General features: G+C 71.5%; 23 protein-coding genes. 15 read left to right on the top strand and 8 right to left on the bottom strand.

All coding sequences use genetic code 11. The annotated features are described in order from the left end of the window. Position 1: 1 nt before the first annotated feature. Positions 2-454: a succinate dehydrogenase/fumarate reductase transmembrane subunit gene (locus NUH29_RS08170; protein ID WP_258798573.1), complete on the bottom strand. Its 453-nt coding sequence runs from the start codon at positions 452-454 to the stop codon at positions 2-4. A gap of 1 nt (position 455) precedes the next feature. Next, the gene (sdhC, locus tag NUH29_RS08165) at positions 456-893 is read right to left on the bottom strand and encodes a succinate dehydrogenase, cytochrome b556 subunit (RefSeq protein ID WP_258798572.1); all 438 of its coding nucleotides are present in this window, start codon (positions 891-893) and stop codon (positions 456-458) included. A gap of 139 nt (positions 894-1,032) precedes the next feature. Between sdhC and NUH29_RS08160 the strand changes: the two genes are divergently transcribed. From NUH29_RS08160 to NUH29_RS08130, 7 genes are all read left to right on the top strand, one after another. Then, the gene (locus NUH29_RS08160; RefSeq protein ID WP_258798571.1) at positions 1,033-2,148 is read left to right on the top strand and encodes a mannose-1-phosphate guanylyltransferase; all 1,116 of its coding nucleotides are present in this window, start codon (positions 1,033-1,035) and stop codon (positions 2,146-2,148) included. Between the two features lie 205 nt (positions 2,149-2,353). Beyond that, positions 2,354-3,454 (top strand): BMP family lipoprotein, encoded by a 1,101-nt coding sequence (locus NUH29_RS08155; protein WP_258798570.1) that lies wholly within the window; start codon positions 2,354-2,356, stop codon positions 3,452-3,454. 85 nt (positions 3,455-3,539) lie between these two features. Then, the gene (locus NUH29_RS08150) at positions 3,540-5,051 is read left to right on the top strand and encodes an ABC transporter ATP-binding protein (protein WP_258798568.1); all 1,512 of its coding nucleotides are present in this window, start codon (positions 3,540-3,542) and stop codon (positions 5,049-5,051) included. Beyond that, positions 5,048-6,385, top strand: coding sequence for an ABC transporter permease (locus NUH29_RS08145; protein WP_258798566.1), 1,338 nt, complete (start codon positions 5,048-5,050; stop codon positions 6,383-6,385). The genes NUH29_RS08150 and NUH29_RS08145 overlap by 4 nt, the downstream gene beginning before the upstream one ends. Continuing rightward, positions 6,382-7,668, top strand: a complete 1,287-nt coding sequence (locus NUH29_RS08140; RefSeq protein WP_373317446.1) for an ABC transporter permease — start codon at positions 6,382-6,384, stop codon at positions 7,666-7,668. The genes NUH29_RS08145 and NUH29_RS08140 overlap by 4 nt, the downstream gene beginning before the upstream one ends. After that, entirely contained in the window at positions 7,665-8,108 is a 444-nt protein-coding gene (locus tag NUH29_RS08135) for a cytidine deaminase (protein ID WP_258798565.1), read from the top strand. The genes NUH29_RS08140 and NUH29_RS08135 overlap by 4 nt, the downstream gene beginning before the upstream one ends. After that, on the top strand, positions 8,108-9,397 hold the full coding sequence (locus NUH29_RS08130) for a thymidine phosphorylase (RefSeq protein ID WP_258798564.1): 1,290 nt from the start codon (positions 8,108-8,110) through the stop codon (positions 9,395-9,397). The genes NUH29_RS08135 and NUH29_RS08130 overlap by 1 nt, the downstream gene beginning before the upstream one ends. A 162-nt stretch (positions 9,398-9,559) precedes the next feature. Here the strand turns inward: NUH29_RS08130 and NUH29_RS08125 are convergent, their stop codons facing one another. Beyond that, a complete protein-coding gene (locus tag NUH29_RS08125; RefSeq protein ID WP_258798563.1) occupies positions 9,560-10,279 on the bottom strand; it encodes a putative endonuclease domain-containing protein in 720 nt (239 codons plus the stop codon). Positions 10,280-10,640: 361 nt separating this feature from the next. Next, positions 10,641-11,588: a uridine-preferring nucleoside hydrolase UriH gene (uriH, locus tag NUH29_RS08120; RefSeq protein ID WP_258798562.1), complete on the bottom strand. Its 948-nt coding sequence runs from the start codon at positions 11,586-11,588 to the stop codon at positions 10,641-10,643. A 71-nt stretch (positions 11,589-11,659) separates the two neighbouring features. Here uriH and NUH29_RS08115 point away from each other — a divergent pair, with 71 nt between their 5' ends. From NUH29_RS08115 to NUH29_RS08095, 5 genes are all read left to right on the top strand, one after another. Further along, entirely contained in the window at positions 11,660-12,850 is a 1,191-nt protein-coding gene (locus tag NUH29_RS08115) for an adenosylhomocysteinase (protein WP_258798561.1), read from the top strand. 5 nt (positions 12,851-12,855) lie between these two features. After that, positions 12,856-13,593 (top strand): IclR family transcriptional regulator, encoded by a 738-nt coding sequence (locus tag NUH29_RS08110; RefSeq protein ID WP_258798559.1) that lies wholly within the window; start codon positions 12,856-12,858, stop codon positions 13,591-13,593. A 69-nt stretch (positions 13,594-13,662) separates the two neighbouring features. Beyond that, positions 13,663-14,784 (top strand): adenosine deaminase, encoded by a 1,122-nt coding sequence (locus tag NUH29_RS08105; RefSeq protein ID WP_258798557.1) that lies wholly within the window; start codon positions 13,663-13,665, stop codon positions 14,782-14,784. Further along, positions 14,784-15,242, top strand: coding sequence for a PTS sugar transporter subunit IIA (locus NUH29_RS08100; protein ID WP_258798556.1), 459 nt, complete (start codon positions 14,784-14,786; stop codon positions 15,240-15,242). The genes NUH29_RS08105 and NUH29_RS08100 overlap by 1 nt, the downstream gene beginning before the upstream one ends. Continuing rightward, the gene (locus NUH29_RS08095) at positions 15,239-15,511 is read left to right on the top strand and encodes a PTS sugar transporter subunit IIB (RefSeq protein ID WP_258798555.1); all 273 of its coding nucleotides are present in this window, start codon (positions 15,239-15,241) and stop codon (positions 15,509-15,511) included. Before NUH29_RS08100 ends, NUH29_RS08095 begins: the two co-directional genes overlap by 4 nt. A gap of 37 nt (positions 15,512-15,548) precedes the next feature. On the opposite strand, the gene NUH29_RS08090 is transcribed toward NUH29_RS08095, so the two are convergent. Then, positions 15,549-17,216 carry a phospho-sugar mutase gene (locus tag NUH29_RS08090; RefSeq protein WP_258798554.1) on the bottom strand — a complete coding sequence of 556 codons (1,668 nt, stop codon included), beginning with the start codon at positions 17,214-17,216 and terminating at the stop codon, positions 15,549-15,551. Then, positions 17,216-18,043, bottom strand: a complete 828-nt coding sequence (locus tag NUH29_RS08085; protein ID WP_258798553.1) for a purine-nucleoside phosphorylase — start codon at positions 18,041-18,043, stop codon at positions 17,216-17,218. The genes NUH29_RS08090 and NUH29_RS08085 overlap by 1 nt, the downstream gene beginning before the upstream one ends. A 76-nt stretch (positions 18,044-18,119) precedes the next feature. Between NUH29_RS08085 and NUH29_RS08080 the strand changes: the two genes are divergently transcribed. Together NUH29_RS08080 and NUH29_RS08075 are read left to right on the top strand one after the other, a co-directional pair. Further along, positions 18,120-19,556 (top strand): NAD(P)H-quinone dehydrogenase, encoded by a 1,437-nt coding sequence (locus NUH29_RS08080; protein WP_258798552.1) that lies wholly within the window; start codon positions 18,120-18,122, stop codon positions 19,554-19,556. Between the two features lie 160 nt (positions 19,557-19,716). Further along, positions 19,717-20,640, top strand: coding sequence for a hypothetical protein (locus tag NUH29_RS08075; protein WP_258798551.1), 924 nt, complete (start codon positions 19,717-19,719; stop codon positions 20,638-20,640). A gap of 89 nt (positions 20,641-20,729) precedes the next feature. On the opposite strand, the gene NUH29_RS08070 is transcribed toward NUH29_RS08075, so the two are convergent. Then, complete coding sequence (locus NUH29_RS08070; protein WP_258798550.1) at positions 20,730-22,487, bottom strand: acetyl/propionyl/methylcrotonyl-CoA carboxylase subunit alpha; 1,758 nt, start codon at positions 22,485-22,487, stop codon at positions 20,730-20,732. A gap of 70 nt (positions 22,488-22,557) precedes the next feature. Then, entirely contained in the window at positions 22,558-23,184 is a 627-nt protein-coding gene (locus NUH29_RS08065) for a Maf family protein (RefSeq protein ID WP_258798549.1), read from the bottom strand. Between the two features lie 52 nt (positions 23,185-23,236). On the opposite strand from NUH29_RS08065, the gene NUH29_RS08060 reads away from it, so the two are divergent. Beyond that, on the top strand, positions 23,237-24,466 hold the full coding sequence (locus NUH29_RS08060) for a class I SAM-dependent RNA methyltransferase (protein ID WP_258798548.1): 1,230 nt from the start codon (positions 23,237-23,239) through the stop codon (positions 24,464-24,466). Positions 24,467-24,484: the final 18 nt, after the last annotated feature.

The raw sequence follows: 24,484 nt of genomic DNA, 5'->3' as shown, positions 1-24,484 counted from the left end.
ACTATTGGGCGGCGGCGCAGATCGCGGCGAACTCCGCGTTGTCGGTGCCGCCGATGCACGGGTCGAAGGTCGTCAGCACGAGGGTGCCGAGCACGAGCAGCACGACGGTGGTCGCGCCGAGCGCCCACAGCAGCAACGTGCGGAAGCGGCCGTGTGCGTAGTCGTTGATGAGGGTGCGCATGCCGTTGGAGCCATGGATGAGGGCGAGCCACAGCAGCAGCAGATCCCACACGATCCAGATCGGGTCGGCGAGCTTGCCGGCCACGAAGGCCCAGTCGAGGATCGACACCTTGCCGGGGAAGATCAGGTTGTAGAAGAGGTGGCCGAAGACCAGCACCACGAGCAGCACGCCCGAGGCGCGCATGTAGATCCAGCCCCACTTCTCGATGTTGAAGCGGCGCTTGCGGTGGCTGAGGTGGGGGCTGCGGGGCGCGGCGATGTTCTGCGTGCTCATCTCACTCGCCTCCGAAGACGACCATCAGGTGCCGCGGCACGAATCCGATCAGCAGCACGATCCACAGTCCGATGACGACCCAGAACATCGCCTTCTGGGCGCGCGGGCCCCACGAGAACAGGTCGATGAAGATGATGCGCAGGCCGTTGAAGGCATGGAGCCCGATCGCCGCCACCAGGGCCGTCTCGCCGAGGCCCATGATCGGCGTCTTGTAGGTGCCGATGACGGCGTCGTAGGCCTCGGGGCTGATGCGGATGAGCGAGGTGTCGAGGATGTGCACCAGCAGGAAGAAGAAGATCGCCGTTCCGGTGATGCGGTGCAGTACCCACGACCACATCCCCTCGCGACCGCGGTACAGCGTGCCGGCGGGAAGCTTGCGCTTCTTGGGAAGGGGGACGGATGCCGCGGGGCTCTCGGGTGGTGCGGCCTGGCTCGTCACGGCGCTATCTCCCTCGCGAGTCGCTCGTCGTCGGAACGGTCTCCAGTCTATGCCCGGCCCTCGGGGGCCGCGATTGAGGCTCACCTAACTTGTCTCGATATCGAGATAAACGGGGCGGGGCGCTCTCTAGGCTGTCGTCATGACTTCGGCGCGCGACCGCTTCTACGGCATCATCCCGGCGGGCGGGGTGGGTTCGCGCCTGTGGCCGCTGTCCCGTGCCGACGCGCCCAAGTTCCTGCACGATCTCACCGGGTCGGGGCGCACCCTGCTCCGCGGCACGTGGGAGCGGCTGGCCCCGCTGGCCGGACCGGAGCGCGTGTTGATCGTCACGGGTCGCGCGCATCGCTCCGCCATCGAGCAGCAGATCCCCGAGCTCGACGACCACAACATCGTGCTCGAGGCCGACCCGCGCGACTCGACCGTCGCCATCGGTCTCGCGGCCGCGATACTGGTGCGCCGCGAGCCCGACGTCATCGTCGGCTCGTTCGCCGCCGACCACGTCATCGGCGACGAGGACGGGTTCCGCGCCGCCGTCGCGCAGGCCATCGCCGCCGCCGACGCGGGCTACATCTCGACGATCGGCATCCAGCCCACGGAGCCGGCGATCGGGTTCGGCTACATCGAGTGCGGCGACCCGGCCACGATCGAGGGCGCCCCGGGTGCCCTGCTCGTCAAGAGCTTCGTCGAGAAGCCCGACGCCGACACCGCCGCACGGTACCTCGCCGACGGCAGGCACCTGTGGAACGCCGGCATGTTCATCTCCCGCGCCGACCGCCTGCTCGATCAGATCGGCGCCTACGATGCGCAGTTGCGCGCGCAGCTCGAGGAGCTCGCGGAGGCCTGGGACGACCCGGCGGCCCGCGGACCGGCGGTCGACCGGCTGTGGCCCGCGCTGCGGCGGATCGCGATCGACTACTCGGTCGCCGAACCGGCCGCCGCGGAGGGACGGCTGGCGGTCATCCCCGGCCGTTTCGACTGGGACGACGTGGGCGACTTCGCGTCGGTCGCGAAGCTCAAGTCGGGCGGACGCGCCAGCGATCTGTCGATCATCGGCGAGAACGCCCGGGTGCTCGCGGATGCGTCGAGCGGGATCGTCGTGAGCCAGTCGGACCGGATCGTGTCGCTCATCGGCGTGCGCGACATCGTCGTGGTCGACACCCCGGATGCGCTGCTGGTCACGACCACGGCCAACGCCCAGCGGGTCAAGAGCATGGTCGACGCGCTCAAGCTGTCGGGCCGCGACGACGTGCTCTGAGCGCTCGTGGCCCGCGATAATCCGCGGACGCGGTGCCGACGCGTGCTCATCTGAGCACGAACATTTCCGAGGTATTTCCGAAGCCGATCGGCTGTGTAACTGTTCTGTTGCGAGCGCCGGTGCTCACGTCTCGGCGCGCGTCACAGAAGGTAACGTGTTGCGCAATCCGCCGGTCATCCTGCCCGGCGACTTCTTGGAGGACACAGTGACAATCACGACCCGCAAGGCCGGTCTCTCCGGCCTCGCCATCCTCGGCGCGAGCGCCATCGTGCTCAGCGGCTGCGCCGCCGCGCCCGAGGACACGCCCTCGGAGAGCGCCGCTCCCGACTTCCTGGCCTGCATGGTCTCCGACTCCGGTGGGTTCGACGACCACTCGTTCAACGAGCTCGGTCTGCAGGGCCTGCAGGACGCCGCCTCGGAGCTGGGCATCGAGGAGAAGCACGTCGAGTCGAGCTCGGAGGACGACTTCGCGCCGAACATCGAGAGCCTCCTCGGTGAGGGCTGCAACATGATCGTCACCGTCGGCTTCCTGCTGTCGGCCGCCACGATCACCGCGGCGCAGGCCAACCCGGATGTCGAGTTCGCGATCGTCGACGACAGCCTCGACGGCGACTTCGACGGCGTCAACGACACCGAGAACGGCAAGCCGATCCTCTTCAACACGGCCGAGGCCGCGTTCCTCGCCGGCTACGCCGCCGCCGCCACCTCGAAGACCGGCGTCGTCGGCACCTTCGGCGGCATCCAGATCAACCCCGTCACCATCTTCATGGACGGCTTCGTCGACGGCGTCGCGTACTACAACGAGCAGAACGGCACCTCCGTCAAGGCCATCGGCTGGGACAAGGCCTCGCAGACCGGCTCCTTCACGGGCGGCTTCGCCGCCGGTGTCGAGGCCAAGACCGCGGCCCAGAACCTGCTCGACCAGGGCGCCGACGTGATCCTGCCGGTCGGCGGACCGATCTACCAGAGCGCCGCCGAGGCCATCCGCGAGAAGGGCGGCGACATCGCCCTCATCGGTGTGGACGCCGACGTGTACAACACCGACGAGTCGGTCAAGGACCTGCTCCTCACCTCGGTGATGAAGGGCGTCGACGCCGGTGTCCACGACACCGTCGTGGCGGCGGCCGAGGGCAAGTTCGACATCGCGCCGTACGTGGGCACCCTCGAGAACGGCGGCGTCGGAATCGCCCCGTTCCACGACTGGGAGTCCAAGGTCCCGGCCGACCTGAGCGCCACCCTCGATGACCTGAAGGCTCAGATCATCTCGGGCGACCTCAAGGTCACCTCGCCCGCGACCCCGCAGTAACCCCTCTTCGCACCACGGCACGGGGAGGCCGGCATCGCCGGTCTCCCCGTTGCCGTGTCGCAGACCGACTTCCTAGATTGAGACAATGAAGCTCGAACTCCGCGGCATCACCAAGCGGTTCGGTGCCCTGGTCGCCAACGACCACATCGACCTCACGGTCGAACCCGGTGAGATCCACTGCCTGCTCGGCGAGAACGGCGCAGGCAAGTCCACCCTCATGAACGTGCTGTACGGCCTCTACCAGGCCGACGAGGGCGAGATCCTGCTGGACGACGAGGTCCAGCACTTCGCCGGACCCGGCGACGCCATGAAGTCGGGCATCGGCATGGTGCACCAGCACTTCATGCTCGTCCCGGTGTTCACCGTCGCCGAGAACGTCATGCTCGGCCACGAGCAGACCAGGGGCCCCGGCGTGCTCGACCTGGCCGCCGCCCGCGCCCGTGTGCGGGAGATCTCCGACCGCTTCGGATTCGACGTCGACCCCGACGCGATCGTCGAGGAGCTGCCGGTGGGCGTGCAGCAGCGGGTCGAGATCATCAAGGCGCTCTCGCGCGACGCGCAGGTGCTCGTGTTCGACGAGCCGACCGCGGTGCTCACGCCGCAGGAGACCGACGAGCTCATGGCGATCATGCGCCAGCTCAAGGAGGCGGGCACCGCCATCGTCTTCATCACCCACAAGCTGCGCGAGGTGCGCGAGGTCGCCGACCGCATCACCGTCATCCGCCTCGGCAAGGTCGTCGGCGAGGCCTCGCCTCAGGCGACCAACACGGAGCTCGCGTCGATGATGGTCGGCCGCGCGGTCGAGCTCACCATCAGCAAGGCGCCCGCCGACCCGGGCGCCGACGCCTTCGTCGTCTCCGAGCTCTCGGTGGTCGATCCGCGCGACCAGTACGTCGTGAAGGACGTCTCGTTCACGGTGCGAGCCGGTGAGATCCTCGCGATCGCCGGGGTGCAGGGCAACGGGCAGACCGAGCTCACCGAGGCGATCCTCGGCCTGCAGCCGCGCACCAGCGGGTCCATCACCCTCGACGGCGTCGAGCTCGTGGGCAAGAGCGTGCGCCGTGTGCTCGATGCGGGAGTCGGGTTCGTGCCCGAGGACCGCCAGGAGGACGGCCTCGTCGCGGAGTTCACGATCGCCGAGAACCTCATGCTCGACCGCTCCGTCGGCGAGCCGTTCGTGAAGGTCGGCACGCTGCAGCTGCGCGAGCTCGCCGACTTCGCGCAGGAGAAGCTCGAGGAGTTCGACATCCGGGCCCAGGGCATCGACACCCACGCCGGGCGCCTCTCCGGCGGCAACCAGCAGAAGGTCGTGCTCGCCCGCGAGCTGAGCCGCGAACTGCGGCTGTTCGTCGCCTCGCAGCCCACGCGCGGCCTCGATGTCGGCTCGATCGAGTTCGTCCACACCCGCATCGTGCAGGCGCGCGACGCGGGCATCCCCGTGATCGTGGTGTCGACCGAGCTCGACGAGGTCGTCGCGCTCGCCGACCGCATCGCGGTGATGTACCGCGGCGGGATCGTGGGCATCGTCCCGGGCGACACCCCGCGCGACGTGCTCGGCCTCATGATGGCCGGCGAGACGACAGGAGCCGCCGCGTGAGCGACAAGACGACGCCCCCCGCGGGCGAGACCCCCGAGGCGGTCGAGACCGAACAGGTGCCCGTGGAGCAGCGGGCTCCCGAGGCGCCGGTCGCGCAGGCCGACCCGCCGCCGGCGGCCAACCGCGTGCTGCGCGAGATCCTCACCTCGAACTGGCTGATCTCGCTGCTCGCGATCGTGGTCGCGTTGCTCATCGGCGCGATCCTCATCGCGGTCACCGACCCCGCCGTGCAGAAGGCGGCCGGATACTTCTTCGCCCGGCCGGGGGACACCTTCCGCGCCATCTGGGAGTCGGTGTCCGGAGCGTACGTCTCGCTGTTCCAGGGTGCGGTCTACAACCCGAAGCGGGGCGACTTCGTCAACGCGATCAAGCCGCTCACCGAGACGCTCACCTTCGCGACGCCGCTCATCACGGCCGGTCTCGCCGTGGCGCTCACCTTCCGTGTCGGCATGTTCAACATCGGTGGACGCGGTCAGATCCTGGTGGCGGCCGCGTGCGCCGGATGGGTCAGCTGGTCGATCGACCTCCCCGCGCCCCTGCACATCCTGCTCGCCACGGTCGCGGCGTGCGTCGGCGGCGCCGTGTGGGCGGGGATCGCGGGCGTGCTCAAGGCGCGCACCGGCGCCCACGAGGTGATCGTCACGATCATGCTCAACTACGTCGCGTTCTACCTGATCTCCTACCTGCTGAAGACGCCGGGCGCCCTGCAGGCGCCGGGCGCCAACACGCCGAAGTCGCCGCCCGCCCTGCCGAGCGCCGTCTACCCGACCCTGTCGGACCTGCTCGGCGTGGGCTCCTACCGCCTGCACCTCGGCTTCCTCTTCGCGATCATCGCCACCATCTGGCTGTGGTACCTGCTCAACCGCTCGAGCATGGGCTTCCGCTTCCGCGCGGTCGGCGAGAACCCCCACGCGGCGCGCGTCGCCGGCATCAGCGTGACCCGCGTGTACATCGTGGCGATGCTGCTCTCCGGCGGGCTCATGGGCCTGGCGGGCGCATCGCAGGTGCTCGGCACGACGACGACCGGCTTCGCCGCCGGCGTGGACGCCGGGATCGGGTTCGACGCGATCACGGTCGCTCTGCTCGGACGCTCGAAGCCGTGGGGCGTCTTCTTCTCGGGCATCCTGTTCGGCGCGCTCAAGGCGGGCGGATACACGATGCAGGCGAGCCAGGGCATCCCGATCGACATCGTGCTCGTCGTGCAGTCGGTCATCGTGCTGCTCATCGCGGCGCCCCCGCTGGTGCGCTCGATCTTCCGGCTTCCCCGGCCCGACGCGGAGCCGCCCGCCCGTCGAAAGCGCACCACGGCGACCCCCGAGGCGGTGACCAAGTGACGACCACCGCTCCCGCCCCCGCCGCATCCGCGCCGATCGTGCACGAGAAGGCGCTCGTCCGCAGCTGGAAGACCCCCATCATCCTGGGCGTCTTCGCGCTCGTCGCGCTGCTCATGGCGTTCGTGTTCCCCAACTCCGGGGAGACCACCTTCACACTCTCGACCACAGTCGACGCCATCCAGCTCGCGCCGCTCGTGGTGCCGACGCAGATCACGGTGATCGTCGTCGCCGTGCTGCTCGTGCTCGCCGCCCTGGGCGCCGTCGCCTTCGTGCGCTTCGGCCCGGGCCGTGCCCCGCTGTGGATCTCGGTCGTGTTCGCGGTGCTGTTCCTGTTCGCCTTCCTCACCTGGGTGGCGGCCGACAAGAACATCCCCGTGCCGGGCATGCTCGTCGGCACGCTCGCGCTCAGCGTTCCGCTGATCTTCGGCGCGCTCGGCGGGGTCATCTCCGAGCGCGGCGGCGTCGTGAACATCGCGATCGAGGGCCAGCTGCTTTTCGGCGCGTTCTCGGCGGCGATCATCGGCTCCATCACCGGGCAGCCCGTCATCGCGCTGATCGCCGCGATGGTCGGCGCGATGCTGGTGTCGTTCGTGCTCGCCGCGTTCTCGATCAAGTACCTCGTCGACCAGGTGATCGTCGGCGTCGTGCTCAACGTGCTGGTCGTGGGCCTCACGAGCTTCTTCTACTCGAAGGTGCTCACCTCCGACCCGTCGCTGAACTCGCCCGTCAAGTTCCCCATCTGGCCGATCCCCGGGCTCTCCGAGATCCCCATCCTCGGCCCCGTGCTGTTCCGGCAGACGGTGATCGTCTACATCATGTACATCGCGGTGTTCCTGGTGTGGTTCGGGCTGTTCAAGACCCGCTGGGGCCTGCGCCTGCGCGCCGTCGGCGAGCACCCGCAGGCGGCGGACACGGTCGGCATCAACGTGAACCGCACGCGCTTCTGGAACGTCGCCCTCGCGGGCGCGGTCGTCGGCATCGGCGGTGCGTACTACACGCTCGACGTGGTCGGCCAGTTCGGCAAGGAGATGACGAACGGTGCGGGCTTCATCGCCCTCGCCGCGGTGATCTTCGGGCGCTGGGATCCCATCCGGGCCACCCTCGCGGGCCTGCTGTTCGGATTCGCCACCAACCTGCAGAGCGTGCTCGGCATCATCGGATCGCCCGTGCCGTCCGACTTCATGCTGATGCTGCCCTACGTCGTCACGATCTTCGCGGTCGCCGGGCTGGTGGGCGTCTCGCGGGCGCCCGCCGCCGACGGCACGCCGTACATCAAGTCATGAGCGACGCCCGTCCCGCCGAGCCCGTCGAGATCACCGACGAGACCTGGGCGAGCTTGCGGGAGGCGGCCATCGCCGCCCTGCCGCACGCCTACGTGCCCTACTCGAAGTTCCCGGTGGGCGTCGCGGCGCTCGTCGACGACGGTCGTCTCATCTGGGGCTGCAACGTCGAGAACGCCTCCTACGGGCTCACGCTGTGCGCCGAGTGCGCGCTCGTGTCGACCCTGCACATGACGGGGGGCGGCAAGCTCGTCGCCTTCACGTGCGTGGACGGCGACGGCAACGCGCTCATGCCCTGCGGACGCTGCCGGCAGCTGCTGTTCGAGCACTCGGCCGAGGGGATGCTGCTGCAGACCGTCTCGGGTGTGAAGACGATCGACGAGGTGATCCCCGACGCCTTCGGCCCGCGGACCCTCGCCGCCTACCGCGAGGCCCACGACTGATGGTCGAACCGTTCGACACCGTCGACCTCATCCACCGCAAGCGCGACCGCGGCGAGCTGTCGGCCGCCGAGATCGCCTGGCTCGTCGACGCGTACACCCGCGGCTACGTGGCCGACGAGCAGATGTCCGCGTTCGCGATGGCCGTGTTCCTCAACGGCATGACCGGCGACGAGATCCGGGAGCTGACCCTCGCGATGGTCGCGAGCGGGGAGCGGCTCGACTTCTCGGGGCTCGGCCGCACCACGACCGACAAGCACTCGACGGGCGGCGTCGGCGACAAGATCACGCTGCCCCTCGCCCCGCTCGTCGCCTCGTTCGGTGTCGCGGTGCCGCAGCTGTCGGGCCGCGGGCTCGGCCACACCGGGGGCACCCTCGACAAGCTCGAATCGATCCCCGGATGGCGCGCTCGCCTCAGCAACGAGGAGTTCCTCGCACAGCTCGGCGCGGTCGGCGCCGTCGTCTGCGCCGCGGGAGCCGACCTCGCCCCGGCGGACGGCAAGCTCTACGCGCTGCGCGACATCACCGGCACCGTCGAGGCCATCCCGCTGATCGCGTCGTCGATCATGTCGAAGAAGATCGCGGAGGGCACCGCATCCCTCGTGCTCGACGTGAAGTTCGGCTCGGGCGCGTTCATGAAGGACTACGACCGCGCGCACGAGCTCGCGGCCACCATGGTGCGGCTCGGCAACGAGGCGGGCGTCGCGACGCGTGCGCTGCTGACCGACATGAACGTGCCCCTCGGGCTCGCGATCGGCAACGCCAACGAGGTGCGCGAGTCGGTGGAGGTGCTCGCCGGGGGTGGTCCGGCGGACGTCGTGGAGCTGACGGTCGCGCTCGCCCGCGAGATGCTCGAGCTGGCGGGCCTGCCGGATGCCGACGTCGAGGCGGCCCTCGCCGACGGTCGCGCGATGGACACCTGGCGCGCCATGATCTCCGCTCAGGGCGGCGATCCGGATGCGCCTCTGCCCACCCCGCGCGAGTCGCACACGGTGCGTGCGGAGTCCGACGGTGTGCTGGCGACCCAGGAGGCGCTCCCGTTCGGCGTCGCCGCATGGCGTCTGGGCGCCGGGCGCGCCCGTAAGGAGGACCCCGTGGTGCACGCCGCCGGCATCGACCTGCACGCGAAACCCGGCGACGCGGTGCGTGCGGGCGATCCGCTTTTCACGCTCCACGCCGACGACCCGGCGCGCTTCCCCCGCGCGCTCGAGTCGCTCGAGGGCGCCTACACGATCGCGCCCGTCGGCACCCCCCTGCCCGAGCGCCCCCTCATCCGCACCCGCCTCGCCTGAGGCGTGACTTCTTCGAGGCGTCACTTTGGGTCGCCTCAGGTGCGATCTTGGCGACGCAAACCGACGCCTCGACCCGTCACTGATCCTGCTTCCCTCGAGGCTCGACTTGAGGCGTCACTTCGTGTCGTCGTGGACTGGGGTGGGGCGACACAAAGCGACGCCTCAGCCTGTCCAGCCGCGGCGACGCAAACGGGCTTCGACGGTCTCGATGAGGCGACTCGTGTCGCGCAGATCGTCGGCAGTGGAGCGGATCATCGACCAGCTGTCATCTTCGAGCTCGACGAAGCGACGCAGATCTCGCCGCCACTGCGCCTGATCGGTGCGGTGGTGGTCTCCCTCGTGGTCGATGCCCACGCGGTAGCGGATGCTGGCGAGGTCGATCTCGGCGATCAGCCGACCGTCCTTCCACACCTCGTGGTTCGCCACCATCGGCGGCAAGCCGGCGTCGGCGAACCGCAGCCGCAGCTGGGTCTCCGACCTCGCATCCGATCGGTCGTTCAGCTTCGGCAGGGCGGTCGCACGCGTGAGTGCGCCACGACGCCCGGGATGCACCCGGGCCATCTCTCGGACGTCAGCGAGGGACGCGAGCGGGGCGCGCCGCCAGATCACCCGATCGCCCGCCGCGACGAGGTCCTCGAGACTCAGATACGGTGCGAGGTCGCACCAGGTGCGGGCGGGCGTCGTGATCGGCATGCCGTCGAGCATGGTCAGCTCGGAGGCCGTGATCACGAAGTGGTGTCCCGCGGTTCCGGCGAGCCGGGTCGCGCGTTGCCCGTGGGGGAGTCCGACGTGCAGCGGTTCGCCGAGTTCCAGGCGACGCGGGAGCGGCAGACCCCAGAGGAGAGCAGCCGTGGGTCCGCAGAAGTACGCATCTGGCCGCATGATCGTCTGGTAGGCGGCACATCGATCCCGGATGCCTGACGACGGGACGGTCTCGCGTACACCGCGGAACGGGCTGGTCAGGTCGCCACGCCGCATCCTGTTGCGATCGATCCCCATGCGACGGGCGTCGCGCACGGCGAACGCCGGTGCCGCGAGGTCGGGCGGTAGTGGAGCGGGCGGTGTCGGCATGGCGACGACCTTGGTGGTGCCACCGATACCCGGAAGAACATGGAGCCCGAAACGGGGGAGCGACGGTGCTCCAGCGTGATGGGCAGGACCGGTGAGTGGTGAGGCGTCGGTTTGAGTCGCCTAGACAGCGCCAGAAGCGACGCAAAGTGACGCCTCGGGATGAGTCCGCGCGTCAGGCGTCGGGGTCGCCGATGCGCTCCAGCGCGTCGACGACGAGGTCCCAGAAGCGGCGCTCGTCGAGGCCGAGCGAGACCTGAGTCGTGCAGTCGGCGGGTGCCGGGCGACGCAGATCGGCGACGGTCATGCCGAGCGTCAGCGTGCCCGCGAGTTCGACGTCGAGGGGCGCCTTCACGACCTGCAGCACTGACGGGTCGATCACGTACGCCACCGCGACCGGGTCGTGGACGGGGGGCGAGGTGAAGCCCTGCGCCTCGAGGTAGGTGGCGCCGAAGAAGTCGAGCAGCTCGCCGACGAAGGCGGCGGGCCGGGTGCCCACGGCGGCGATCCGCTCGCGCACCTGCGGGGTGGCGAGCGCCTGGTGGGTCACGTCGAGGCCGACCATGGTGAGCGGCCATGACTCGTTGAAGACGATGTGCGCAGCCTCGGGGTCGATCACGATGTTGAACTCGCTCGTGGCGTTCCAGTTGCCCACATGCACGCCGCCGCCCATGAGCACCACTTCGCGCACCCGCGACACGATGCGCGGCTCGATGCGCGCGGCGAGCGCGATGTTGGTGAGCGCGCCGGTGGGGACGAGCGTGATCTCGCCCGGCTCGGATGCCATGACGGTGTCGATGATGAGCTGCACCGCGCCGCGGGGGTCGACGTCGAAGAGCGGCTCGGGCAGTGCCGGGCCGTCGAGGCCGGAGTCGCCGTGGATGTCGGGGGCGAATTCGACGCTGCGCACGAGCGGGCGGGCGGCGCCTCGCGCGAACGGCACCCCGGCGATGCCGGCGATGCGCGCGACCGACAGCGCGTTGCGGGTGACGTTCTCGATGCCGGCGTTGCCGGCGACGGTCGTGACCGCCGCGAGCTCGATCTCGGGGTTGCCGTGGGCGAGCAGCAGCGCGATGGCGTCGTCGTGTCCGGGGTCGCAGTCCAGGATGATGCGGCGGGGCATGGGCCGATCCTAGCAGCGATATCAGATATGAAATGCTTGTTCATATACGCAAGCCGTGCGACGATGGCCGCATGACCGTCCTCGCCACCGACGACCTCGCCGCTCGCGGCGCCGCACGCATCGCCTGGATCCGCTCGCGCATGCCGCTGCTCGCCGCCGCCCGCGACGACCTCGGCCGCTCGCGGCCCTTCGCCGGACACCGCATCGGGATGTCGCTGCACCTCGAACCGAAGACGGCGGTGCTGCTCGAGACGCTCGTGGCCGGCGGGGCCGAGATCGTCGCGACCGGCAACCACGGCTCCACGCAGGATGACGTGGTCGCCCACCTGCGCGCGGCCGGCATGACGGTGTTCGGCAGCCGCGACGACAGCCTCGACCAGCACCACGCGAACGTCGCCTCGGTGCTGGAGGCCGCGCCTGACATCCTGCTCGACAACGGCGCCGACCTCGCCGCCGGCATCGTCGCACGCGGCGAGACCGCCCGCGTGCTCGGCGGCACCGAGGAGACCACCTCCGGCGGCGACCGGCTGCGCGGCGAGCTCGCCGGGCGCGTGCCGTTCCCGGTGATCGTGATCAACGACAGCCTGCTGAAGGCGATCGGCGAGAACAAGCACGCGGTCGGCCAGTCGGTGGTCGAGAGCTTCATGCGTCTCACCAACCTGATGGTGCCGGGCCGCCGCTTCGTGGTCGCGGGCTACGGATGGTGCGGGCGCGGCGTCGCCCACTACCTGCGCCAGCTCGGGGGAAAGGTGGCGGTCGTCGAGGTCGACGCGCTGAAGGCGTTCGAGGCGGCGCTCGACGGCTTCCGCGTCGCATCCCTGCTCGACCTCGCCGACTGGGGCGAGGTGTTCATCACGGCGACGGGCCGACCGGGGGTGCTCGGTGCGGAGTTCTTCGCGCGCGTCGCCGACGGCGCGGTGCTCGCCAACTGCGGCCACTTCCCGTGGGAGATCGACGTTCCGGAGCTCATGGCGGGCGCGGCATCCGTCATCCGGATGGACGAGGCGATCGAGCGCGTCGAACTGCCGGACGGTCGGCACGTGGTGCTGCTCGCCGGCGGGCGGATGATGAACCTCGCCGGGCGCGAGCCGAAGGGCAATTCGCTCGAGTCGATGGACCTCGGCTTCCTGCTGCAGACCCTGTCGCTCGAGCGGATCGCGACGCGCGCCGCTGCGCTCGCCCCGGGGGCGCAGCCGGTTCCCGACGACATCGACCGCGAGATCGCCCGGCGCATGCTGCGAGCGATGGGCGCGGATCGCTGAGCGGCATGAGCGGCCAGCCCGACTACTCGGCCCCCGCGGTCGACAAGGCGCTCGACGTGCTCGAGGTGCTCGCCGACCGCGCCGAGGGCGCGACCCAGACCGAGCTCGCGGAGGCGACCGGGCGCAGCGTCGGGCAGATCTTCCGCGTGCTGGTCGTGCTCGAGAACCGCGGCTGGATCATCCGCGACCGCGCGTCGGGGCTCTACTCCCTCTCGATGGCGCCCTTCGACCTCGCCCATCGCCACCCGCCGCTGCGCGGCCTGCTCGTGGCGGCGACGCCGGTCATGCGCGGGCTCGCCGCCGAGATCCGGCAGTCCTGCAACCTGGCCGTGCTCGACGGCGACGCGGTGCGGGTGGTGGCCCAGGTGGAGAGCCCGGCGGACTTCGGATACCGCGTACGGGTGGGTGCGGCCTTCCCGCTCGCCAGCGCGACCGGCACGGTGCTGGTGGCGGGCGCCCCGCCGGAGCTGCGTGCCGCGCTCGCGGGGGCCGTCGACCCGGCCGCGCTCGCGGAGGTCGCGACCGACGGCTCGCTGCGCCGCCACGACCCCCGCGAACCCGGAATCGCCGACCTCGTCGCCACCGTGCGCGACGCCCGCGGGCACGCCCGCGCGGCCCTCACCGTGCCGTACGTCGCCACCAGTTTCAGCGAGGCCGACGCCGACCGGGTGCGCGACCTCGCGATCGAGGCCGCGGCGGCCATCACGACCCGCCTCGCGGGCGCGGGCGGCGCCGCAGGATAGCCCGTCCCGGGGCGCCGGCATTCGGCTCCGGCACAGGATCGGCACCCCCCGCGCGACTACGCTGGAACCATGAGCGACGGAGCATCCGCACACCACCACGTCGTCGACGGGATCGACCTGCGGGCACTGCCCAAGGTGTCCCTGCACGACCACCTCGACGGGGGGCTGCGGCCGCAGACGATCATCGAGCTCGCCGAGCCGCTCGGCCTCGAGCTGCCCGCATCGGACGCCGACTCTCTCGCCGCCTGGTTCGCCGAGAAGTCCGACTCCGGCTCGCTCGTCGAGTACCTGAAGACCTTCGACCTGACCACCGCCGTCATGCAGACCGCCGAGGGGCTCACGCGCGTCTCCCGCGAGTTCGTCGAGGACCTCGCGGCCGACGGCGTGGTGTGGGGCGAGATCCGCTGGGCGCCCGAACAGCACCTGGCGCGGGGTCTCAGCCTCGACGAGGCGGTCGAGGCCGTGCAGCGCGGACTCGACGAGGGCGTGGACGCGGCGGCGGAGGTCGGCCACGGCATCCGGGTGGGGCAGCTCATCAGCGCCATGCGCCACCTCGACCGCGGCACCGAGATCGCCGAGCTGGCACTGCGCCACCGCGACCGCGGCGCGGTCGGCTTCGACATCGCCGGCCCGGAGGCCGGATTCCCCGCCGGTCGGTTCGCCGAGGCCTTCGACCTGCTCGCCCGCGAGTGCTTCCCGGCGACCGTCCACGCGGGCGAGGCCGACGGCCTCGAGTCGATCCGCGGCGCCCTCGTCGACGGTCACGCCCTGCGGCTCGGTCACGGGGTGCGGATCGCCGAGGACATCACGATCGAGTCGCAGGACGACGAGGCCAGCTACGTGAGCCTCGGCCGGCTCGCGCAGTGGGTGAAGGATCGGGGGATCGCCCTCGAGACGAGCCCCAGCTCGAACCTGCAGACCGGGGCGATCGCCGCGTGGGGCGACGACCTGACCGCGCACCCCTTCGACCTGCTCTACCAGCTGGGCTTCCGGGTCACCGTGAACACCGACAACCGCCTGATGAGCGCCACGAGCCTCACGCGCGAGCTCGCCCTGCTCGTCGACGCCTTCGGCTACGACCTCGACGACCTGCTGACGTTCCAGATCAACGCCGCCGAGGCCGCGTTCCTGCCCCTGGAGGATCGCGCGGAGCTCGTCGAGCTGCTCGAACGCGGGTTCGGCGCCGCCTGATGGACGACACCGCCACCCTGCCCCCGCTGCCGGACGAGGCGGTCGTCCTGCGTGCCCGCGCGCGCGACTGGCGCGAGGCCGTCGAGATCGCCGGACGCGCCCTGACGGCGAGCGGTGCCACCGATGCCGGCTACGCGGTCGACATGATCCGCATGATCGAGGCCCACGGACCGTACGTCGTCGTGGCGCCCGGCCTCGCACTCGCACACGCGCGCCCCGGTCCCGCCGTGCGGCGCGACGGCCTCGCGATCGTGACCCTCGCCGATCCGGTGCCGTTCGGGCATCCGCACAACGATCCGGTGCGCGTCGTGCTCGCCCTCGCAGGGGCCTCGAGCGCGCGGCATCTGCAGCTGGTCGCCGAGATCGCCAACATCTTCAACGACTCGGATGCCGTCGAGCGCATCGCGGATGCCGCGACGGTCGACGAGGTGCGCGGGATCCTCGGGGTCGCCCCGTGAAGATCCTGACCCTGTGCGGCGCGGGCATCGGAACGAGCGGCATCCTCAAGGTGAATGCGGAGCGGGCGCTGCAGCGCCTGGGCATCGACGCGCGCGTGGTGGCGATCGACGCCTCGATGCTCGAGAGCGAGCTCGACGACGCCCAGGTGATCCTCACGGGACCGGAGTTCGTCGAGACGATCGGGCGCACCTTCGCCGACGTGATCGTCGTCGAGAACTACTTCGACACCGCCGAACTGCAGCGCAAGCTCGAGAACGCCCTGGGCTGATCTCGTCGGCTGACGTCGGTGCCGCCTGATCGCGACGCTAGGTCAGCAGCGCGCGCATGCCCTCGTCGAGCGCGGTGAGCGCGGCGTCGGCGGTCGCCTGGCGCTCCTCGGGGCTGCCCTCGTCGCACCGGGTGTCGAGGTAGCACTTGAGCTTCGGCTCGGTGCCCGAGGGGCGCACGATCACCCGCGATCCGCCCTCGAGCTGGTACCGCAGGATGTCGCTCGGCGGGAACTGCCCGAACCCGCCCGCGAAGTCGTCGATCCGCTCGACCCGGATGCCGCCGATCGCCCGCGGCGGGTCGTGGCGCAGGCGCGCCATCAGCTCGGGGATGCGGGCGAGGTCCGCCACCCGCACCGAGATCTGGCCGGATGCGAAGGCCCCGTAGCGGTCGGCGAACGCCGCGCGGTGCTCGGCGAAGTCCGTGCCGGCGGCTCGGAGGTCGGAGAACAGGCCGAGCACCTCGACGGCCGCCGAGATGCCGTCCTTGTCGCGCACCTTGTCGGGGTCGACCAGGTAGCCGAGCGCCTCCTCGTAGCCGTAGAGCAGGTCGCCGACGCGCGAGATCCACTTGAAGCCGGTCAGGGTCTCGGCGAAGTCGAGACCCTCCTTGCGCGCCACCACGCCGAGCGCCGGCGAGCTGACGAGCGAGCAGGCGAGGGTGCCGTGGTCGATGTTCCGCTCGGCGACGCGGCGCGCGGCGCGCCAGCCGAGCAGCCAGCCGACCTCGTTGCCCGAGAGCCGCATCCAGCCGCCCGCGCCGTCGGGGACGCCCACGGCGACGCGGTCGGCGTCGGGGTCGTTCGCGATCACGAGGTCGGCGTCGTGTGCCGCGGCGGTCGCGAAGGCGAGGTCCATCGCCCCCGGCTCCTCGGGGTTCGGGAAGTCGACCGTCGGGAAGTCCGGGTCGGGATCCTGCTGCGCCTCGACCGAGACCACCTGCGCGAAGCCGGCCTCCGCGAAGACGCGGCTCGCGGTCTCCCACCCGACGCCGTGCATGGCGGTGTAGACCACCGTCAGCGGCTGCGGATCCCCGATGCGCGCCGCGGTGCGGCGGATGTAGGCGTCGACCACCTCGTCGTCGGCGGTCTCGTAGGCGTCCGAACGGGGGAGGTCGGCGATCGACCCGGCGGCGGCGTCCACGATGGCCGCCTGGATGGCGGCGTCGGCGGGCGGCACGATCTGCGAACCGTGGTCGAGGCCGCCGAGGTACACCTTGTAGCCGTTGTCGCCCGCGGGATTGTGGCTCGCCGTCACCATCACCCCCGCGCTCGTGTCGAGGTGGCGCACGGCGAACGCCAGCACCGGGGTCGGCAGCATCCGCGGCAGCAGGACCGCGCGCACGCCCGCGCCCGCCATGAGCTCGGCGGTGTCGCGCGCGAAGACGGCGGAGTTGCGGCGGCCGTCGTAGCCGATCACGACGGAGGGATGCGGGTCGCGGGCGAGCAGGTAGGCGGCGAGTCCTGCCGCGGCCTGGGCGACGAGCACGCGGTTCATGCGCAGCGGCCCCGCCCCGAGCTCACCGCGGAGTCCCGCCGTGCCGAAGGTCAGCCGCCCGGCGAACCGGCTGGCGAGCTCGGCTCGCGCGTCCGGGTCGCCCGCGTCGGTTCGGGCGAGCAGCGCCTCGAGCTGGGCGCGGGTGACCTCGTCCGGGTCCTGCGCCGCCCATGCCCGGGCCGCGGCGACCGGGTCGAGCTCGGTGCCCATCAGATCGCCGCCACGACGCGTGCGAGCAGCTCGGAGATCACCGGCTCGGCGTCCTTGCCCGCCTGGAGCACCTCGGCGTGGCTGAGCGGTTCGGGGGAGATGCCGGCCGCGAGGTTGGTGATGAGGGAGAAACCGAGCACCTCCATACCCGCCTGGCGCGCGGCGATCGCCTCGAGGGCGGTCGACATGCCCACGATGTGGCCGCCGATGGTCTTCGCCATCTGCACCTCGGCGGGCGTCTCGTAGTGCGGGCCGCGGAACTGCACGTAGACGCCCTCGTCGAGGTCGGGCTGCACGCCCCGCGCCACGGCGCGGAGTCGGGCCGAGTAGAGGTCGGTCAGGTCGATGAAGGTGGCGCCCTCGAGCGGCGACGCGGCCGTCAGGTTGATGTGGTCGCCGATGAGCACCGGGGTGCCCGGCGTCCAGTGCTCCTTGATGCCGCCCGCGCCGTTGGTGAGGATCATCGTCGTCGCCCCCGCCGCCGCCGCGGTGCGCACCGAGTGCACGACGCGGCGCACCCCGTGGCCCTCGTAGAAGTGGGTGCGCGCGCCGATCACGAGCGCGTGCTTGCCGTTCGGCAGCAGCACGCTGCGCAGCGTGCCGACGTGGCCAGTGAGGGCGGGCGCGCTGAAGCCGTGGATCTCGGTCGCCGGGATGGTCGCGACGGTCTCGCCGATGAGGTCGGCGGCCTTCGCCCATCCGGAGCCGAGGGTCAGCGCGAGGTCGTGGCGCTCGACGCCGGTCGCCTCCGCGAGCTGCCCGGCGGCGATGCGGGCGACGGCGAAGGGATCGACATCCTCGTCGTCGAGGGGGTGCGAGGTCTGCATCCCCTCACCTTATTCGGCAGGCCGCACGCGCGGGCGGGCGCGCGAATCCGTCCCGCGGATGCGCGAAGATGGAGTCATGCCCTACGAGTTCGAGCGGACCCAGCGCATCGCGGTACTCGGGGGCGGCCCCGGCGGCTACGAGGCGGCGCTCACCGGCGCCCAGCTCGGCGCCGAGGTGACGCTCGTCGAGCGCGCCGGCGTCGGCGGCTCGGCGGTGCTCACCGATGTGGTGCCGTCGAAGTCGCTCATCGCGACCGCGGGTGCGGCGACGGATGTCGGGCAGGCGGCCGATCTGGGCGTGCAGTTCTTCTCGCGCACGGATGCGGGGCGCGCGGTGCGTCCCGAGGTGACGGTGAACCTCGCGGCCGTCAACCAGCGACTGCTGCTGCTCGCGCGCCAGCAGTCGGAGGACATGAAGTCCCAGCTCATCAAGGCGGGCGTGCGCATCGTCGCGGGCGACGGCCGCCTCGACGGACCGGACCGTCTCGTCGTCTCGACCGGCAAGGGCAAGAAGCGCGTCGACTTCGACGAGTTCGTCGCCGACACGGTCGTCGTGGCGGTCGGCGCGAGCCCGCGCGTGCTGCCGAGCGCGAAGCCCGACGGGCGACGCATCCTCACCTGGACCCAGCTCTACAACCTCGACGAGGTGCCCGAGCACCTGATCGTCGTCGGCTCCGGCGTCACCGGTGCGGAGTTCGCGTCGGCGTATCGCGCCCTCGGCGCCCAGGTCACGCTCGTGTCCAGCCGCGAGCAGGTGCTCCCCGGCGAGGACGCGGATGCGGCGCGCGTCATCGAGAACGTCTTCGTGCGCGGGGGCATGACCGTGCTCTCCAAGTCGCGCATGCAGTCGGTCGAGCGCAGAGGCGACGGTGTCGTGGTCACCCTCTCCGACGGGCGCACGGTGGAGGGGTCGCACTGCCTGCTCGCCGTCGGATCCGTGCCCAACACGGCGGGCCTCGGCCTCGAGGAGGCCGGGGTGCAGCTGACCGAGTCCGGCCACATCCGCGTCAACCGCGTCGCGCGCACCTCGATGCCGATGGTCTACGCGGCCGGCGACTGCAGTGACTTCCTCCCGCTCGCCTCGGTCGCGTCGATGCAGGGGCGCACGGCCGTCTACCACGCCATGGGCGACGCGGTCACGCCGACCGAGCTGCGCAACGTGACGAGCAACATCTTCACGCACCCCGAGGTGGCGACGGTCGGGTGGTCGCAGAAGCAGATCGAGGACGGCATCGCCCAGGGCGAGATCTACAAGCTGTCGCTCGCGTCGAACCCGCGGGCGAAGATGGAGGGCATCAAGGACGGCTTCGTGAAGCTGTTCGCCCGCACCGGGTCCGGCACCGTCATCGGCGGGGTCGTCGTCGCCCCGAAGGCGTCCGATCTCATCCTGCCGATCGCGCTCGCGGTCGAGCACCGGCTCACGGTCGACCAGCTGGCGCGCGCGTTCTCGGTCTACCCCTCCCTGTCGGGCGCCGTCACGGACGCGGCCCGGGCGATGCACATCGTCTCGTAGCCGTCCCCTCCGAGTGCCTGCACCCGCCCCTGACCCTCGCGAGCGCTACCCGTTTCGGCGACGGCTACCGATAGACCGGTAGCGCTCGCCGAAACGGGTAGCGCTCGCGAGCTGTGGAGAGACGACGGGGCGCCGCGGTCGGATTCGGCAGGGTTGCGGGATGGACGAGACCGTCATCACCTCGCCGTGGCGGGAGGAGTTCGTGCTGGCGCGAGAGGCTCCCGAGAGCGAAGCGGATCGCATCGCGGCGAGGGTGAGGACGGGCGAGCTGCTGCGGCTGGTGCGCGGGGTCTACATCCCGGCCGCCCGGTGGGAGCCGATGTCGGTCCGGGAGCGGCATCTGACGCTCGCGCGCGCGGTCGTCCTCATGCGCGAGCGGCGCCTCGTGCTGTCGCACCGGACCGCCGCCACCGCCTGGGGGCTTCCGCTCCTCGGCGACCCTCCGGACGACGTCCATGTGATCGCCCTGCGGGCGGGTGGTGGTCGCTCCGACGACAGGCTGGTGCGCCATTGCCTGGACATCCCGCGCGACACCGTCGTCCTCGACGGGCTGGAGGTGACCACGCTCGCGCGCACGGCGGTCGACGTCGCGCGCACGTCGCGCTTCGCGGAGGGGGTGATGGTCGCGGATGCTGTGCTCGCCCGCGGTATCCCCCGCGAGGCACTCGTCGACGGGCTCCCGGAGCCCGGCTACCGGGGTGCACGTCGCGCGCGGGAGGTGGTCGCGTTCGCGGACGCACGCAGCGGCTCGCCGCTCGAGTCCCTGAGTCGCGTCTCGATCGCGGAGGCGGGGCTTCCCGCACCCGAATTGCAGCACGAGTTCCACGACCGTGACGGCCTGATGATGGTGGATTTCTGGTGGCCGCGGTTCGGTGCGGTCGGCGAGTTCGACGGCAAGGTGAAGTACCTCGACGAGCGCTACCGCGACGGCCGAACCCTCGAACAGGTGCTGCTCGACGAGAAGTGGCGTGAGCAGCGCCTGCGCCGCCAGCGGGGCGTCCGTTCGGTCGCGCGCTGGGATGCCGCGACCGCGGCGTCGCCCGCGCGCCTCGGTCGACTCCTGAGCCAGCACGGCATCCGCTGACCGCGAGCGCTACCGAAACCGGCGACGGCTACCGATAGACCGGTAGCGCTCGCCGAAACGGGTAGCGCTCGCGGGAGGGGGGAGAGGGGTCAGTCGGCGATCGTCAGCAGCAGGTGGCCCGACGAGACGGTGGCGCCGACCGTCGCGTCGATCGAGCCGATCGTGCCGTCCTTGTGGGCGGTGAGCGGCTGCTCCATCTTCATCGCCTCGAGCACGACCACGAGGTCGCCCTTGACGACCTTGTCGCCCTCGGCGACCGCGAGCTTCACGATCGTGGCCTGCATGGGCGCCTTGACCGCGTCGCCGGTGGCCGTGGCCACCGCGCCGGCGCCGCCGCGGCGACGCGGGGGAGGCGGGGCGGAGACGGTGGCCGAGGGCAGCAGCGTCGTCGGCAGCGACACCGCGACCCGCTTGCCTTCGACCTCGACCACGACCGAGTGGCGCTTCTCGGCGGGCGCCGGGTCGGCGAGGACGCCGCCCCACGGCTCGAGCTCGCCCGCGAACTCCGTCTCGATCCAGCGCGTGTAGACGCCGAACGCGCCGTCCTCGGCGGTGAAGGCGGGCTCGCGCACGATGGCGCGGTGGAACGGGATGACGGTGGGCAGGCCCGCGACCTCGAACTCGTCGAGGGCGCGGCGTGCGCGCTCGAGCGCGTCCTCGCGCGAGGAGCCGGTGACGATGAGCTTCGCGAGCATCGAGTCGAACGCGCCCGAGACGACGTCGCCCGTGGTGACGCCGGAGTCGATGCGCACGCCGGGGCCGCCGGGGTAGCGGATGGCCTGGATCGGGCCCGGGGTCGGAAGGAAGTTGCGCCCCGGGTCCTCGCCGTTGATGCGGAACTCGAACGAGTGGCCCTTGGTCTCGGGGTCCGGGTAGTCGAGCGTGCCGCCCTCGGCGATGCGGAACTGCTCGCGGACGAGGTCGATGCCGGTGACCTCCTCGGACACGGGGTGCTCGACCTGGAGGCGCGTGTTGACCTCGAGGAAGGAGACGGTGCCGTCGAGACCGATGAGGAACTCGCAGGTGCCGGCGCCGACGTAGCCGACCTCCTTCAGGATCGCCTTCGACGAGCTGTAGAGCAGCTCCTTCTGGGCGTCGGTCAGGAAGGGCGCGGGTGCCTCCTCGACGAGCTTCTGGTGGCGGCGCTGCAGCGAGCAGTCGCGCGTCGACACGACGACGACGTTGCCGGCGGCATCCGCGAGGCACTGGGTCTCGACGTGGCGCGGCTTGTCGAGGTACTTCTCGACGAAGCACTCGCCGCGGCCGAACGCCGCGACGGCCTCGCGGGTGGCCGACTCGAAGAGCTCGGGCACCTCCTCGCGGGTGCGGGCGACCTTGAGGCCGCGCCCGCCGCCGCCGAAGGCCGCCTTGATGGCGACCGGCAGGCCGACCTCGTCGACGAAGGCGAGCACCTCGTCGGCGTCCGCCACGGGGTTGAGGGTGCCGGGGGCGAGCGGTGCGCCGACCTTCTCGGCCACGTGGCGAGCCGACACCTTGTCGCCGAGGCGCTCGATGGCATCCGGCGAGGGGCCGATCCAGATGAGGCCGGCGTCGATGACGGCGCGCGCGAAGTCGGCGTTCTCGGCGAGGAAGCCGTAACCGGGATGCACGGCGTCGGCGCCGGAGCGCCGGGCGATGGAGAGCAGCTTGTCGATGACGAGGTAGGTCTCGGCGCTCGTCGACCCGTCGAGGGCGTACGCCTCGTCGGCGAGGACCACGTGCCGCGCACCGCGGTCCTGGTCGGCGTACACGGCGACGGATGAGATGCCGGCGTCGCGGGCGGCGCGGATCACGCGCACCGCGATCTCACCCCGATTCGCGATCAGGACCTTCGAGATGCGAGGCATAGTGACCCCAGCCTAGGGGCGATCCGCGGTGTCGCCGTTGTCGACCGCGCACAAACACGCACCCGATCCGCTAGAGGTTCCAGAGTTCGGTCCACTCGACGCCCAGCGAGCGCACGAGCGTGCGCAGGTACGGCACCCCGAGACCGACGACGGTGTGCGGGTCGCCGTCGACCCGCTCGACGAAGCCGGCGCCCTTGGAGTCGACGGTGAACGCGCCCGCCACCTCGAGGGGCTCGCCCGTGGCGATGTAGGCGTCGATCTCGTCGTCGGTGATGTCGGCCGCGAAGCTCACGACCGCCGAGGTCGCCCCGCCGACCGCCCGCCCGAGCAGGCCGCCGCGGGCGTCGATGAGCCAATGCCCGGAGTGCAGCACCCCGGATCGACCCCGCTGCGCCCGCCAGCGCTCGCGGGCCACCTCGGGCAGGTGCGGCTTGCCGTAGATCACGCCGTCGAGCACGAAGGCCGAGTCGCCCCCGAGCACGAGGCCGTCCAGCCCGCCGTCGTCGACCAGTCGCTCCGCCACCGCCTCCGCCTTCGCCCGCGCGAGCAGGGTGACGAAGGCGTCCGGATCCTGCGGACCGGCTGCAGCGGCGACCGCGTCCTCGTCGACGTGCGACGGCACGGGCACCGGGTCGATGCCGACGGCGCGCAGGGTCGCGAGCCGCGCGGGCGAGGTGGACGCCAGGTACAGCCGCACGGATCGCTCCCTCCCGGTGGCGGCCCGCCCATCCGCGCCTATGCTCGGGGGGATGGGTGACATGCGGGGCCGCGAGGTCGAGGTCGAGGCTACCAACATCGCCCACGGGGGCTACGGCGTCGCCCGCCTCGACGGGCGCGTCGTCTTCGTGGCGGAGGCGATCCCCGGCGAGCGGATCCGGGCGCGCATCGTCGACGACCGCAAGGACCGCTTCTGGTGGGCGGACACCGTCGAGGTGCTCGAGGCCAGCCCGCACCGGCGTCCGCACCTCTGGCCGGAGGCCGACGTCTCGCGCGATCCCGCCGTGCGGCCGGGAGGCGCCGACTTCGGCCACATCGCGCCCGAGCACCAGCGCGCGCTCAAGGCCCACGTGCTGACGGACGCCCTGCAGCGCATGGCGCGCATCGAGCGCTCCGTCGAGGTCGAGGCCGTCGACGGTCCCGCCGACGGAGGCGGATGGCGCACCCGCGAGCGACTGCATGTCGCCGACGACGGCACCGTCGGTCCCTACGCGGCGCGCTCGCACCGGGTGATCCGGGTGGCGGGTCTGCCGCTCGGCACCGACGAGCTGCGCGAGGTGGCCCCGCTCGGCGAGCGGATGCCGGAGCACGCGGGCGGCGCCGTCGAGGTGCTCGCGCCGAGCGTCGGCGGCGCGCGCCTCATCGTCGGGCGGCAGGCGCCGTCCGTGATCCGGGAGCGCGTGGGGGAGCGCGAGTTCCGTGTCGACGACTCCGGGTTCTGGCAGGTGCACGCCGCCGCCCCCCTCGCACTCACGCGCGCCGTGCAGGACGCGATCGACGGGAGCCTGTTCGACCCGCGCGCCGCGAACCTCGACCTCTACGGCGGGGTCGGCCTGCTGGCCGCCGCGGTCGGCGACCGCTTCGGTTCGACGGTGCGGATCACCTCGGTCGAGTCCGACGAGCGCGCCACCGAGCACGCCCAGGAGAACCTCGCCGACTGGCTGGGCGCCCAGGCGGTGACGGCCCGGGTCGAGCGCTGGGTGACGGCGCTCGCCGACTCCTCACCCGCCGAGCGCGCGCGGCTCGAGGCGGCGACGGTCGTCCTCGACCCTCCGCGCTCCGGCGCGGGGCGCGCCGTGCTCGACGCCCTCACCGCCGTGCGCCCGGCCCAGCTCGTGTACGTGGCATGCGATCCGGTCGCGTTCGCGCGCGATGCGGGGCTGCTCGCCGAGCGCGGGTACGCGCTCACGGGCCTGCGCGCGTTCGACCTGTTCCCGAGCACCCACCACGTCGAAGCCGTCGGCGCGTTCGTGCGCGCATGACCGCGCCGGACAGGACGT

Origin of the sequence: Protaetiibacter mangrovi (assembly GCF_024752305.1) — a bacterium.
Lineage (GTDB): Bacteria > Actinomycetota > Actinomycetes > Actinomycetales > Microbacteriaceae > Homoserinibacter > Homoserinibacter mangrovi.
This window is presented reverse-complemented; position numbering and strand designations above follow the sequence as displayed.